Genomic DNA, 13515 nt, shown 5'->3' with positions numbered 1-13515 from the left:
GCGGCGGCGGGGGTCCACATCATAGGGGGTCGGTTTTTTGGGGGCGATGCGCCGCTGAGGGAAGCTATCGAGGCCAGTTCAGCCAAAAAAAAGCCCCAAGCCGTGAGGCCTGGGGCTAATCCATCCTTTGAGGAGATGGAGGAGACAATCGGTGCGGGACAAGTGCCGAAAACCGGGCTTCTTGCCATCTGCCTTTTCCATCCAGAAAAAGCAGCGCTTGGTGGAAGTTTAGCGCGAGTCTTGTTGCATTGCAGCAAAATCAACACCAAATTTTTATTTCGCCGGGCCATTCCGTGCGAAAAAAACCACGCACCAAAAAGGAGATACACCATGGAATGCACAGTCAGCTGGACCGGAGGCACAGGAACCCGTTCTGGCATGGGCTTTGTGGCCGAGACCGGCAGCGGCCATGTTTTAACGATGGATGGCGCGCCCGATGCCGCCAATCCGGCCAACGGCGGGCTGAACCTGGCGCCCCGGCCCATGGAGACAGTGCTGGCCGGCACAGGCGGCTGCACGGCCTACGACGTGGTGCTCATCCTCAAGCGGGGCCGTCACGATGTGCGCGGCTGCAGTGTCAAGCTGACCACCGAACGCGCCCAGACGGACCCCAAGGTGTTCACCAAGATCCATATGCATTTCACCGTGACCGGCAAGGGTATCCCGCCCGCTGCGGTAGAGCGCGCGATCGCCATGAGCCATGACAAATACTGCTCGGCCAGCATCATGCTGGGCAAGACGGCGGAGATCACCACCGGGTTTGAAGTGGTCGAGGCATGAGGTAGACCTCCCCCTGAGTCGCCTGCGGCGCCTTCCCCCTCTCTCGCTGTGCGGGAGGGGGACGCACCCGGTGGCCTGGGAAGGCCAGTTCCACGGCGTCTGCTGGCTTGGGCTGCGCCAGTTTTTGAGGTCGTCGCGCGCGATGCACCCTGGCGCACGCGGTCAGTGCGTGCGCAGTGCGGCCAGTGCTCAGAGGTAGTGCGCGGTGGTGGTCATCACCTTGGCGGCTACCTTCATCGCCGCCCGGGCGGGGGGCGGCAGTTCCAGTGCGCCCGATGCCCGGGCCTGGGCGGCATGGCGCTCCTCGTCGTCCTTCATACGGGCCACCACGGCCCGCGAGGGCAGGTCTTGTGTGGGAAGCCGTGCGAGGTGGCTTTGAAGGTGCGCCGCCACCTGGTTTTCCGTTTCCGCCACAAAACCCAGACTTGCCCGGTCGCTGACCTTGGCGGCGACCAGCCCCAGCGCGAAGGCGCCCGCAAACCACAGGGGGTTCAGCAGGCTGGGCCGGGCGCCCAGCGCGTCCAGGCGCTGCTGGGTCCAGGCGAGATGGTCTGTTTCTTCGCGGGCGGCCTCCAGCAGGTGGGCTTGGAGCGCGGGGTCGCGCGTGATGGCTGCCTGCGCGGTGTACAGGGCTTGTGCGCAGACTTCGCCCACGTGGTTGACACGCATCAGCGCCCCCGCCAGCTTCTTCTGGGTGGGGTCGAGTGCTCCTTCGTCCATGCCGCGCGCCGGCGTGGGCTCGGATGCACGGGGTGTCGCAAAAAGTGTGCGCAGTGCGGTGTCAGCCGCAATTAGCAAAGAGTCCATGGAGGCTTTCAGGTTGGCAAGAGCGCAGAAACACAATTTTCACTTGGATACAAATCTCAGGCGCTGGCAGGAGCTGTTACAAGGCGCAGCAGATCGATTTTGCCGGGGTTCATGGAAATGTTGCAACACTGCAACGATTTTTCCCTTTCGGGTCGATTGTGGGTGAATTCCTTTGCGAAACCTGGCCGGGTCTGGTGCAATAAGAGCAACTTCCCCACCAGGAGGTTGGCCCGGGGAACCGGCGGGACTGTGCAGGTGCTTTCACCATAGACCCCCCGTACCGGAGCCCGATGTTTAACCTTGGAGTAACTCGCAATGAAAAAATCCCTGATTGCCCTGGCTGTGCTGGCTGCTTCCGGCGCTGCAATGGCTCAATCGTCCGTAACCCTGTTCGGTATCGTTGACGCTACCTACGCATACGGTTCCGGCAGCGTCGCCAACAAGTCCCAACTGACGAACTCCGGCTACAACGCCAGCCGTCTGGGTTTCCGCGGCGTTGAAGACCTGGGTGGTGGCATGGCCGCTTCGTTCTGGCTCGAAGCTGGTCTGAACAACGACAACGGCACCGGCAGCGTTACCAACACCAACAACCAAGCAGCTACCAGCACTGGCGGCGGCCTGACTTTCAACCGTCGTTCGACGGTCAGCCTGAATGGCGGCTTCGGTGAAGTGCGTCTGGGCCGTGACTACACTCCCCAAATCTGGAACCTGGCTGTGTTCGATCCGCTCGGCACGGCCGGCGTTGGCACCAGCCAAACTCTGAACTCCAGCCTGGGTGGCCCAACCACCGTGCGCGCTTCCAACTCCATCGGCTACTTCCTGCCCGGCAACCTGGGTGGTTTCTACGGCCAAGCCCAGTACTACATGGGTGAGAACAACAGCAACGCTGCCAACAAGAAGGACGGCAACGGCCTGGCACTGCGCGCTGGTTACGCTAACGGCCCCATCAACGCCGCTATCGCTTTCTCCGAAACCAAGTTCCTGGCCGGCAACATCAAGGCTGTGAACCTGGGCGGTTCCTACGACCTGGGCATGGCTAAGATCATGGCTCACTACAACCAAGACAAGATCAGCGGCGGCAACGACGGCAAGGGCTTCCTGATCGGTGGTCTGGTGCCCGTGGGCGCTGGCGAAGTTCGTCTGGCTTACTCCACCTACAAGATAGACACCGTTGGTGCTGATCCACGTACGAACAAGCTGGCTCTGGGCTACGTGCACAACCTGTCCAAGCGCACTGCTCTGTACGCAACGTACGCTCGCCTGTCCAACAAGAACGGCGCTGCACAAGCTCTGAACGGCGCTGTGACTGGTGTGAACAGCAACTCCAACGGTTACGACTTCGGTATCAGTCACAGCTTCTAATATCGTCAGCTGGCTTTGGCCAGTTTTTGATACAAAAGCTTAAAAGCCGCCTTCGGGCGGCTTTTTTCATTTCTCGATTTGTTTTCGTGAGTCGGTTCGTCGCCTGCGACTCCCTGTGTATCGGCTCGGGTGGTCCAAAGCTGTCTCGTGGTTTGCGTGCTGAACCATGACTGCTCATGCAGACCTATACGTTTTGTGGGGCGACCGATTCCCCTCTGTTGAGTGCTTCCGTTGAGGCGGCCAGAAGGCCCGGTGGGTGGCAAGGCCACGGTGCAGTGTCTCTTACCCCGGGTTGCTGAGCGGCGAAGCGATGTCGCAGCCGTGCCCAGAGGCGTGAGCCCGCGCGGACAAGATAAAAAGAAAGTTTTAGCTGGCACCAACCTTGCATAAAGGACGCGCTGTCAGCGCAGATATAGGCCCTTCATAGCACCGGGGATTCAGGGATTTCCCGTTGGCTATAGAGCAACCTTTACTGTATAGTAAAATTTTTAATCAAGAGGGTTCCATGAAACTCAACCACAGTCTTTTGGCGGTGGCTGCAGCTGCCGCGCTGCTGTTTGCGCCATCACTGCAAGCCAAGCCCTTCAAATGGGCCAGTCAGGGGGAAATTTCGACCTGGGACATTCACTCCCAGAATAATGCGCTGCAAAACGGCCTTCATGCCAATGTGTATGAAAGCCTGGTGTACTACAACAGCAAGACGTTTGATGTGGAGCCCGTGCTGGCAACGGCCTGGAAGGAGATCAGCCCCACGCAGGTGCGTTTTACGCTGCGCCAGGGCGTCAAGTTCCATGATGGTTCGCCGCTGACCACTGACGATGCGGTGTACTCCATCCAGCGGGCCATGGCCAAAACGTCCAACTTCACCCCCTACGTGCAGGGCATCAGCAAAGTGGTGAAGGTGGATGCCCAGAACTTTGATGTGATCCTGTCTTCGCCCAACCCGGTGCTGCTGCGTCAGATGACCGAGTTGCGCATCATGAGCAAGGCATGGGCCGAAAAGAACAAGTCGGTAGAGCCCAAAGACATCAAGGGCACCGACGAAAACTTTGCCCACCGCAACGCCATGGGCACAGGCCCTTACACCCTGGAGTCGTGGCAGCCTGATGTGAAGATGGTGTTCAAGCGCAACCCCAACTGGTGGGGCAAGATGGACGGCAATGTGACCGAGATCGTCTACACACCCATCAAGTCCGCAGCCACACGCATTGCTGCACTGTTGTCGGGTGAAGTGGATCTGGTGCTCGACCCTTCACCCCAGGATCTGGGTCGCTTGCGCGCCAGCCCTGACTTGAAGGTGATTGATGGTGTGGAGAACCGCACGATCTTCCTGGGCATGGACCAGTTCCGGGAAGAGCTCCCGGGCTCGAACATCAAGGGCAAGAACCCGCTCAAGGATGTGCGGGTGCGCAAGGCGCTCTACCAGGCGATTGATGCAGAAACCATCTCGCGCAACATCATGCGCGGTCTGGGCAAGCCCACGGGCACCATCGTTGCGCCGCAAGTGGCTGGCTACACAGAGGCTGTTGGCAAGCGTTTCCCATACAGCGTTGATGCATCCAAGAAGCTGCTTGCCGAGGCGGGTTACCCCGATGGCTTTGAAGTGGATTTCGCCTGCCCTAACAACCGCTACATCAACGACGAAGCCATCTGCCAGGCTGTGACGGCCATGTGGGCGCGCGTGGGGGTGAAGGCCAAGCTGCGCACGCTGCCGCTGGTCAACTACTTCCCGATGATCCAGCGCTACGAAGCCAGCATCTACATGCTGGGCTGGGGCGTGCCGACCTTCGATGCGCTGTACAGCCTGCAATCGCTGGTCCGCACTGTGGGCCAAGGTGGTGACGGCAACTACAACGTGGGTCGCTACAGCAACCAGCGCATGGACTATCTGGTGGACCGCATCAAGGCAGAAACCGATGCACCCGTGCGCGCCCGCATGCTGACGGAAGCGCTGCAACTGTCCAACGACACCGTGTCCCACATTCCTCTGCATGACCAGGTGATCCCATGGGCCGTGAAGAAGAACATTGAACTGGTTCACCGCGCGGATAACCGCGTGGACATGCGCACCGTCAAGGTGAATTGACCGGTGCGTGACACACTGAGAGCAAGGGCCCCGAGGCCCTTGCTTTCTTTGTTTTGCTTTCTGGTCCGGTTTGACGACCGCATATTGCCTGCCAGCGCCCTGCCATCAAAAGTGGCTGTGGCGTTCCCATCGAACACTCAATCGACTCTCCGATGCTCGCCTTTATATTGCGCCGCCTGATACAGGCTGTGATTGTCATGGTCACGGTGGCCTTCATCTCCTTCATGCTGTTCCAGTACGTGGGAGACCCTGTGGTGTTCCTGCTGGGCCAGGACGCCACTCCCGAGCAGATCCGCGAACTGCGCGCCTCGCTCGGTCTGGACAAGCCCTTTTTCATACAGTTCTGGCATTTCTTGGTCAACGCAGCCCAGGGCGAATTCGGCCTGAGCCTGCGCCAGGGTGCCAAGGTTTCGCGGCTGATTGCAGAGCGTTTTCCTGCCACACTGGAGCTGGCCTTGGTGGCTGCTTTCCTGGCCCTGGTCATTGGCGTGCCCATGGGCGTGTATGCAGCCCTCAAGCGCGGCACCTTCACAAGCCAGCTGTTCATGACCATCTCACTGCTGGGCGTGTCGCTGCCAACGTTCCTGATCGGCATCCTGCTGATCCTGGTGTTCGCTGTCACCCTGGGCTGGTTCCCCAGCTTCGGGCGCGGTGAAGTGGTACAGATGGGATGGTGGAGCACGGGCCTGCTCAAGGCCAAGGGCTGGCACCACATCACGCTGCCTGCCATCACGCTGGCGATTTTCCAGCTCACGCTGATCATGCGGCTGGTGCGCGCAGAAATGCTGGAGGTGCTGCGCACAGACTACATCAAGTTCGCACGCGCTCGGGGCTTGTCCAATCGCGCCATTCACTTCGGCCATGCGCTCAAGAACACGCTGGTGCCCGTGATGACCATCACCGGACTGCAACTGGGTGGTCTGATTGCCTTCGCCATCATCACCGAGACCGTGTTCCAGTGGCCCGGCATGGGCCTGCTGTTCATCCAGGCCGTGACCTTTGCCGACATTCCGGTGATGGCCGCCTACCTGTACCTGATCGCCTTGATCTTTGTGGTGATCAATCTGGTGGTGGACCTGTTGTATTTTGCGGTCGACCCACGCCTGCGCGTAGGCAAGGCAGGAGGGCATTGAATGAACTCCCCCCTGAGTCGCTTCGCGCCATCCCCCCAAAGGGGGGACGCTCCCAGCGCGGCGGGGCGGCCCTTGCGCGGGAGCGCTGGCCTGTGCCGCGCCGGTTTTGCCGGCTGCTGGCGCTGCACGAGCTTTCGGGACGCCTGACATGCAGTCGCTTCGATACAAAGCCGGAGGCCGGGCGTTTGCGCACATTGCGCAGTACCACCCCGAGCTGACCGCGCTGCGCCGGGACCTGCACGCCCACCCTGAGCTGGGTTTCGAGGAGATCTACACCAGCACGCGCGTCAAAGAGGCCCTGAAGCTCTGCGGCGTGGACGAGATCCACGACGGCATTGGCCGCACGGGAGTCGTGGGCGTGATCCGCGGCCGCAGCACCTCCAGTGGCAGCATGGTCGGCCTGCGTGCCGACATGGATGCGCTGCCGCTGGCCGAGCACAACGATTTCTCCTGGAAGTCGTGCAAGCCGGGCCTCATGCATGGCTGCGGCCACGACGGCCACACCGCCATGCTGGTGGGGGCTGCGCGCTACCTGGCCGAGACCCGCAACTTCGACGGCACAGCCGTGCTCGTGTTTCAGCCGGGCGAAGAAGGTTTTGCTGGCGCCCGCGTCATGATGGAAGACGGGCTGTTTGACCGCTTCCCGGTGCAGTCCATCTACGCCATGCACAACTGGCCCGCGATGAAGCCCGGCACCGTGGGCATCAACTCCGGCCCCATGATGGCTGCGGCGGATCGCTTCACCATCGAGATCACGGGACGTGGCGGCCACGGTGCCCATGCCTACCAGACGGTGGACGTGCTGGTTGTGGCCGCGCACATCATTACGGCCGCGCAAAGCATCGTCTCGCGCAATGTGCGCCCCATTGAAAGCGCCGTGGTCAGCATCTGCGCCGCACAGGCTGGCGACCTGGGGGCCTTCAGTGTGCTGCCGGGCTCTGCCACGCTGGTGGGCACCGTGCGGACATTCGATCCGGTCGTCCAGGAGATGGTGGAAAAGCGCCTCAAGGAGCTGTGCAACGCCATCGCCCTGGGCTTTGGCGCCACGGCCACGGTGCACTACGAGCGCATCTGCCCGGCCACGATCAACAGCGAAAGCGAAGCCATCTTTGCCGGCGACGTGGCCGAATCCCTGCTGGGTGCCGACCATGTGGTGCGTGACCTGGAGCCCAGTATGGGCGCCGAGGACTTTGCCTTCATGCTCCAGACCCGCCCCGGTGCCTATCTGCGCATCGGCCAGGGCACAGGGGCCAGTGGCAGCGCCTTGCACAACAGCCGCTACGACTTCAACGACGACATCCTGCCCCTGGGCTCAGCGCTGCACGCAAGCTTTATCGAGCAGGCCATGCCTTTGGCGGCAGCTTGAAGCACCGTCCAGCCTGCCTGCCCATTTGCACTACCGCGCCACAGCCCAACCCTTTCCCCCCGCTTTCCCCAACCTGGAGGTTTCCATGAAATTCCATAAAAAAATCGCTCTGACCGCTCTCTTTACCGCGTTGGCGGCGGCGAGCCTGGTGGCCCAAGCTCAGACCATCCGCATCGCCAACCAGGGCGATTCCCTGTCGATGGACCCCCACTCGCTCAATGAGTCGCTGCAGCTGAGCGTCACCGGCAACGTCTATGAGCCGCTGGTCGGCCGCAACAAGGACCTAAGCCTGGCGCCTGCCCTGGCGACGAGCTGGAAGCAGACGTCGCCCACCGTGTGGCGTTTCGAGTTGCGCAAGGGCGTGCAATTCCACGACGGCACCCCTTTCACGGCCGATGACGTGGTGTTCAGCTTCGGGCGCACCCAGGTGGAAGGCTCGGACATGAAGAGCTACACCAACGACTTCAAGGAAGTGCGCAAGATCGACGACCACACGGTCGAAATCGAAACCAAGACCCCCTTCCCGATCCTGCCGGATGTGATCTCGCTCGTGTACATGATGAGCAAGAAGTGGTGCGAGACCAACCAGGCCCTGGGCCCAGTGGACCGCCGCAAGGGCATCGAGAACGCTGCCTCGTTCCGTGCCAACGGCACGGGCCCCTTCCGCCTGCGTGAGCGCCAGCCCAACGTGCGCTCGGTGTTTACACGCAACGGCAGCTACTGGGGCAAGATCGAAGGCAACGTCAGCGAAGTCGTTTTCACCCCCATCGGCAACGATGCGACCCGTGTGGCCGCCCTGCTTTCGGGCGAGGTGGACGTGATGGAACCCGTACCCGTGCAGGACATCGAACGCGTGAACGGCAGCGCCAACACCCGTGCCATCACCGGCCCCGAACTGCGCACCATCTTCCTGGGCATGGACCAAAAGCGTGACGAACTGCTGTACTCCAACGTCAAGGGCAAGAACCCCTTCAAGGACAAGCGTGTGCGCCAGGCCTTCTACCAGGCCATCGACATCGAAGGGATCAAGAAGACCGTGATGCGTGGTGCATCCAACCCCTCGGCCCTGCTCGTGGGTCCCGGCATCAATGGCTTCCAGCCTGACGCGAAGCGCCTTCCCTACGACGTCGAAGCTGCCAAGAAGCTGATGGCCGAAGCCGGCTATCCCAACGGCTTCGAAGTGGCCATGAACTGCCCGAACGATCGCTACGTGAATGATGGCCGCATCTGCCAGACAGTGGCCGCCAACCTCTCTCGCATCAACGTCAAGATCAACCTGCAGGCCGAAACCAAGGGCACCTACTTCCCCAAGGTGCTGCGCCGCGACACCAGCTTTTACATGCTGGGCTGGACACCGGCCACCTACGACTCGCACAACGCGCTCAACGCCCTCATGCGCTGCGTGGATGACAAGGGGTCCGGCCAGTTCAACCTGGGCGCCTACTGCAACCCCAAGGTGGATGAGCTGACACTCAAGATCCAGGCCGAGACCGACAAGGTCAAGCGCAACGCGATGATCAAGGAAGTCTTCGATCTGCACGCTGCCGATGTAGGCCACATTCCCCTGCACCAGCAAGCGCTGGCTTGGGGCGTGGGCAAGAACGTCAAGCTCGTGCAGCTGGCCGACAACTTCATGCACTTCAAGTGGATGAGCATCACCAAGTAAGAAGGGGTGCAGAAGTCCCTACGTTAGTCGATCGCAGAGAAAAGAGAGAACGACCGGTTCTTTGAAAGTCCACACCAACGCATGGCCGCTACCCGGGCTCTGCGTTGGTGCTTGTTTACTGGTTTCCCACAATGAAAACAACCCTTGCCCGCTGGTTTGACAGCGATGTTGGCTACAGCTTCCGCACATCGCCCATGGCGATGGTGGCCGCTGCCATCGCGCTGATCTGTGTGTTCTGTTCGGTATTTGCCGGATGGGTCGCGCCCCATAACCCCTTTGACCTGGCCACGCTCGAACTCAGCGACGCGCGGCTGCCCCCGGCCTGGAGCGCCGAAGGCTCCATGAAGTACCCCCTGGGCACCGACGACCAGGGCCGGGACATTCTTTCCGCCCTCATCTATGGCGCGCGCATTTCCCTTGTGGTGGGCCTCGCCTCGGTGGTGCTCTCCGTGGTGGTGGGCGTGGCGTTTGGACTGCTGGCCGGCTTTCGCGGCGGCTGGATCGATGCCGTGCTCATGCGCCTGTGCGACGTGATGCTGTCGTTCCCCGCCATCCTGGTGGCGCTGCTGATTGCGGGTGTGGGCCGTGCACTGTTCCCCAACGCGCACGAGTCGCTGGCGTTTGGTGTGCTGATCATCTCCATCTCGCTCACGGGCTGGGTGCAGTACGCGCGCACTGTGCGCGGCTCCACCCTGGTCGAGCGCAACAAGGAATACGTGCAGGCCGCCCGCGTGACGGGCGTCTCGCCCCTTCGCATCATGCGCAAGCACGTGCTGCCCAACGTGATGGGCCCCGTGATGGTGCTCGCCACCATCCAGGTGGCCACGGCCATCATCACCGAGGCCACACTGTCCTTCCTGGGCGTGGGCGCACCGCCCACATCGCCCTCGCTGGGCACGCTGATCCGCATCGGCAACGACTACCTGTTCTCCGGCGAATGGTGGATCACCGTGTTCCCTGGCGCCATGCTGGTGCTGATCGCCCTGTCCGTGAACCTGCTGGGTGACTGGCTGCGTGACGCGCTGAACCCTCGCCTGCGTTGACTGGCATTCGCAGTATTTTTGAAGCAGGCACACATTCCATGTCTCTCCTAGAAGTCAAAAACCTCGTTGTCGAATTCCCGGGCCGCCGCGGTACCCTGCGCGCCCTGGACGACATTTCCTTCTCCATTGCACCCGGCGAGATCCTGGGTGTGGTGGGGGAGTCTGGCGCGGGCAAGTCGCTCACCGGCGCCGCCATCATCGGCCTGCTCGAACCTCCGGGCCGCGTCGCTTCGGGCCAGATCCTGCTGGAAGGCCAGCGCATCGACAACCTCAGCAATGAGGAAATGCGCCACATCCGGGGCCGCCGCATTGGTGCGATCTTCCAAGACCCGCTGACCTCGCTCAACCCGCTATACACCGTGGGCCGCCAGTTGACGGAAACCATCTTGGCCCACCTGCCGGTGACGCCCGCCGAGGCCCGCCAGCGCGCCATTGCGCTGCTGCAGGACACCGGCATTCCGGCCGCTGCAGAGCGCATCGACCACTACCCGCACCAGTTCTCCGGCGGCATGCGCCAGCGCGTGGTGATTGCCCTGGCCTTGGCGGCCGAGCCCAAGCTCATCGTGGCCGACGAGCCCACCACGGCGCTGGACGTATCCATCCAGGCGCAGATCATCACGCTCCTGAAAAACATCTGCAAATCGCGCGGCGCTGCCGTCATGTTGACCACCCACGACATGGGCGTGATTGCCGAAACCTGCGACCGCGTGGCCGTGCTGTATGCCGGCCGCGTGGCCGAGATCGGCCCCGTGCACGACGTCATCAACAAGCCCTCGCACCCCTACACCAGCGGCCTCATGGCCTCCATCCCCGACATGTCGGTGGACCGCGAGCGCCTGAACCAGATCGACGGCGCCATGCCCCGCCTGAACGCCATCCCCCAGGGCTGCGCCTACAACCCCCGCTGCCCCAAGACCTTTGACCGCTGCATGACCGACCGCCCCGACCTGATGGACGCAGGCTCCACCCGCGCCGCCTGCTGGCTGCACGCTGGCGCCACCAAAGCAAACGCAGAGGTGACCGCATGAGCGCCGCCGCTTCCACGACCCCTCACGCCGCTCAGACCGGCGCCGTCAAAAGCAAAGCCCTGGTACAGGCGCACGACCTGGCCAAGACCTTTGACGTCTCGGCCCCCTGGCTCAACCGCGTGATCGAACGCAAGCCCCGCACGCTGCTGCATGCGGTAGACGGCGTGAGTTTCGAGATCGAAAAAGGCAAAACCCTGGCCCTGGTGGGTGAGTCCGGCTGCGGCAAAAGCACCGTGGCGCGCCTGCTGGTGGGTTTGTACGAGCCCACACGCGGCGGCCTCACGTTTGACAACCAGGATGCACACGCCGCCTTCAAGGGCAACGATGCCAAGGCCATGCGCCGCCGTATCCAGATGATCTTCCAGGACCCGTATGCCAGCCTGAACCCTCGCTGGCTGGTCGAAGACATCATTGGCGAGCCGCTCAAGGAGCATGGCCTCATCACCGACAAGGCCGAGCTCAAGCAGCGCGTGGGTGAGCTGCTCAAGTCCGTGGGCCTGTCGCCGCTGGACATGGTGAAATACCCGCACCAGTTCTCCGGCGGCCAGCGCCAGCGCATCTCCATCGCGCGCGCCCTGGCCACCGAGCCCGAGTTCCTGGTGTGCGACGAGCCGACGAGTGCGCTTGACGTGTCGGTGCAGGCCCAGGTGCTCAACATCATGAAGGACCTGCAGCGCGAGCGGCACCTCACCTACCTGTTCATCAGCCACAACCTGGCCGTGGTGCGCCACGTGAGCGATCAGGTCGGCGTGATGTACCTGGGCCGCCTGGTGGAACTGGCCGACAAACACACGCTGTTTGACACGCCCCGCCACCCGTACACCCGCATGCTGCTCGATGCCATCCCCAAGATGCACGACACCGGCAAGGCCCGCACCCCCGTGCAGGGCGAGGTGCCCAACCCGCTGAACCCACCACCCGGTTGCGCTTTCAACCCCCGCTGCCCGCATGTGAACGACCGCTGCCGCACCGAGCGCCCCCAGCTCAATAGCATTGGTGGCATTCGCATTGCGTGCCATGCGGTGGAGGAAGGGCGGATCTGACGCCCGGCGCCGCACCGACGTGCGGCGAAGCCACCCGGTTTGAGGACAAAGGTGCAGATGGATGTTTTGCTATAAAAAATATAGCATTTGACGACTATCCATTCAGCACCTGCGCCCGCTCTTGTATCGGGAATCGATCAAGGCGCTGATTCGGCCTTCGCTGTTGCGCCTGGCTCGGCTGCGGGCAGGGCCCGCCCCAGCAGGTAGTCAATGCACGTGCGCACCGCACGCGTCTGGTGGCGGTTGGGCATGTAGAGCATGAACATCTGGGTGCCAAAAATGCTCAGCCGCCAGTCGTCCAGCGTGGTCAGCACTTCCCCGCTGGACACGGCGTCCTGCACCACGTAATCCGGTACCAGCCCTACGCCCAGCCCTGCCAGGATGCCCTGGCGCAGAAACGGAAAGTGCTCCGAAATGAGGGTGGGCTCCAGCATGGCTTCCTGGCGCTGGTCACCCCGGTATCCGCGCAGGCGCAGCTGCTTGCCTACCACCCCTGCGGTGATCACCGGCGCGGCCTGCAGAGCTTCGAAGTCCTGGGGCAGCCCATGCGCCTCGGCGTACCCCCGCGATGCGCAGGCGATGTAGCGCACGCTGCCCAGGTCGCGCGCCACCAGCGTGGGTGGGGGCTCGGGCATCACGCGGATGGCGATGTCCACCTCATCGCGGATGAGGTCGTCCACCCGATTTTCAAAGCGCACATCCAGCACGATGCCAGGGTACAGCCGCTTGAAGTCGATCAGCCAGTCTGACATCACCATCTGCCCGTAGCCACTGGGCACGCTCAGGCCCACGCGGCCCTGCAGGCCCTGGCCCAGCGTGGCAATGGTCTCGCGCGCAGCCAGCATCTCGTTCTGAATGGCGCGGCCATGGGCATACAGGCGCAGGCCCACCTCGGTGGGCTCCACCCGGCGCGTGGTGCGGCGCACCAACTGCACACCCACTGACTTTTCGAGCTGGTGCAGGTGGTAGCTGACGTTGGCACGGGACATCTTCAGGTTGCGGGCGGCCTGGCTGAGGTTGCCGGCATCGAGGATGTCGACCAGCACGGTGAGGGAGGTGAGTTCCATTGAACAGGGAGGCGGCATGTGATGCCGTTGCGGGGGTATTTGTCAAAAGGCGTTTGACAGTCTGTCAACAGGCTATGTAATTGTCAAGATAACTTCACGCATCAACAATCACCGAGTCATTCACAGGCAGTCAA

The 13515-nt window shown here is 62.3% G+C and carries 12 protein-coding genes; 9 read left to right on the top strand and 3 right to left on the bottom strand.

Features of this window, described 5'->3' with window-relative positions; genetic code table 11:
• The coding region (locus NFX52_RS15740) for a hypothetical protein (RefSeq protein ID WP_252635721.1) at nucleotides 1–332 on the bottom strand (332 nt) is incomplete at its 3' end.
• Here NFX52_RS15740 and NFX52_RS15735 point away from each other — a divergent pair.
• Nucleotides 331–780: an OsmC family protein gene (locus NFX52_RS15735; protein ID WP_055398537.1), complete on the top strand. Its 450-nt coding sequence runs from the start codon at nucleotides 331–333 to the stop codon at nucleotides 778–780. The genes NFX52_RS15740 and NFX52_RS15735 overlap by 2 nt on opposite strands.
• 189 nt (nucleotides 781–969) lie before the next feature.
• Here the strand turns inward: NFX52_RS15735 and coq7 are convergent, their stop codons facing one another.
• Complete coding sequence (gene coq7 / locus NFX52_RS15730) at nucleotides 970–1587, bottom strand: 2-polyprenyl-3-methyl-6-methoxy-1,4-benzoquinone monooxygenase (RefSeq protein ID WP_055398536.1); 618 nt, start codon at nucleotides 1585–1587, stop codon at nucleotides 970–972.
• Nucleotides 1588–1902: 315 nt separating this feature from the next.
• Here coq7 and NFX52_RS15725 point away from each other — a divergent pair, with 315 nt between their 5' ends.
• From NFX52_RS15725 to NFX52_RS15690, 8 genes are all read left to right on the top strand, one after another.
• The gene (locus tag NFX52_RS15725) at nucleotides 1903–2949 is read left to right on the top strand and encodes a porin (RefSeq protein WP_252635720.1); all 1047 of its coding nucleotides are present in this window, start codon (nucleotides 1903–1905) and stop codon (nucleotides 2947–2949) included.
• Between the two features lie 505 nt (nucleotides 2950–3454).
• Entirely contained in the window at nucleotides 3455–5035 is a 1581-nt protein-coding gene (locus NFX52_RS15720) for an ABC transporter substrate-binding protein (protein WP_055398534.1), read from the top strand.
• Between the two features lie 152 nt (nucleotides 5036–5187).
• Nucleotides 5188–6168, top strand: coding sequence for an ABC transporter permease (locus NFX52_RS15715; RefSeq protein WP_252635719.1), 981 nt, complete (start codon nucleotides 5188–5190; stop codon nucleotides 6166–6168).
• A gap of 148 nt (nucleotides 6169–6316) precedes the next feature.
• Nucleotides 6317–7534, top strand: a complete 1218-nt coding sequence (locus NFX52_RS15710; RefSeq protein WP_252635718.1) for a M20 aminoacylase family protein — start codon at nucleotides 6317–6319, stop codon at nucleotides 7532–7534.
• Nucleotides 7535–7619: 85 nt separating this feature from the next.
• Complete coding sequence (locus tag NFX52_RS15705; protein WP_029413932.1) at nucleotides 7620–9200, top strand: ABC transporter substrate-binding protein; 1581 nt, start codon at nucleotides 7620–7622, stop codon at nucleotides 9198–9200.
• A gap of 131 nt (nucleotides 9201–9331) precedes the next feature.
• A complete protein-coding gene (locus tag NFX52_RS15700; RefSeq protein WP_055398531.1) occupies nucleotides 9332–10243 on the top strand; it encodes an ABC transporter permease in 912 nt (303 codons plus the stop codon).
• Nucleotides 10244–10281: 38 nt separating this feature from the next.
• On the top strand, nucleotides 10282–11271 hold the full coding sequence (locus NFX52_RS15695; RefSeq protein ID WP_252635717.1) for an ABC transporter ATP-binding protein: 990 nt from the start codon (nucleotides 10282–10284) through the stop codon (nucleotides 11269–11271).
• The gene (locus NFX52_RS15690) at nucleotides 11268–12314 is read left to right on the top strand and encodes an ABC transporter ATP-binding protein (protein ID WP_082437458.1); all 1047 of its coding nucleotides are present in this window, start codon (nucleotides 11268–11270) and stop codon (nucleotides 12312–12314) included. Before NFX52_RS15695 ends, NFX52_RS15690 begins: the two co-directional genes overlap by 4 nt.
• Before the next feature lie 137 nt (nucleotides 12315–12451).
• Here the strand turns inward: NFX52_RS15690 and NFX52_RS15685 are convergent, their stop codons facing one another.
• On the bottom strand, nucleotides 12452–13381 hold the full coding sequence (locus NFX52_RS15685) for a LysR family transcriptional regulator (protein ID WP_055398529.1): 930 nt from the start codon (nucleotides 13379–13381) through the stop codon (nucleotides 12452–12454).
• Nucleotides 13382–13515 lie beyond the last annotated feature (134 nt).

The sequence above is a fragment of the Acidovorax facilis genome (assembly GCF_023913775.1).
GTDB classification, from domain to species: Bacteria; Pseudomonadota; Gammaproteobacteria; order Burkholderiales; family Burkholderiaceae_C; genus Acidovorax; species Acidovorax facilis.
This window is presented reverse-complemented; position numbering and strand designations above follow the sequence as displayed.

What these genes read in the sequence shown, in the direction of transcription:
- NFX52_RS15735 (WP_055398537.1), top strand. Translation starts at nt 331, where the DNA reads ATGGAATGCACAGTCAGCTGGACCGGAGGCACAGGAACCCGTTCTGGC.
- coq7 (WP_055398536.1), bottom strand. Translation starts at nt 1,587, where the DNA reads ATGGACTCTTTGCTAATTGCGGCTGACACCGCACTGCGCACACTTTTT.
- NFX52_RS15725 (WP_252635720.1), top strand. Translation starts at nt 1,903, where the DNA reads ATGAAAAAATCCCTGATTGCCCTGGCTGTGCTGGCTGCTTCCGGCGCT.
- NFX52_RS15720 (WP_055398534.1), top strand. Translation starts at nt 3,455, where the DNA reads ATGAAACTCAACCACAGTCTTTTGGCGGTGGCTGCAGCTGCCGCGCTG.
- NFX52_RS15715 (WP_252635719.1), top strand. Translation starts at nt 5,188, where the DNA reads ATGCTCGCCTTTATATTGCGCCGCCTGATACAGGCTGTGATTGTCATG.
- NFX52_RS15710 (WP_252635718.1), top strand. Translation starts at nt 6,317, where the DNA reads ATGCAGTCGCTTCGATACAAAGCCGGAGGCCGGGCGTTTGCGCACATT.
- NFX52_RS15705 (WP_029413932.1), top strand. Translation starts at nt 7,620, where the DNA reads ATGAAATTCCATAAAAAAATCGCTCTGACCGCTCTCTTTACCGCGTTG.
- NFX52_RS15700 (WP_055398531.1), top strand. Translation starts at nt 9,332, where the DNA reads ATGAAAACAACCCTTGCCCGCTGGTTTGACAGCGATGTTGGCTACAGC.
- NFX52_RS15695 (WP_252635717.1), top strand. Translation starts at nt 10,282, where the DNA reads ATGTCTCTCCTAGAAGTCAAAAACCTCGTTGTCGAATTCCCGGGCCGC.
- NFX52_RS15690 (WP_082437458.1), top strand. Translation starts at nt 11,268, where the DNA reads ATGAGCGCCGCCGCTTCCACGACCCCTCACGCCGCTCAGACCGGCGCC.
- NFX52_RS15685 (WP_055398529.1), bottom strand. Translation starts at nt 13,381, where the DNA reads ATGGAACTCACCTCCCTCACCGTGCTGGTCGACATCCTCGATGCCGGC.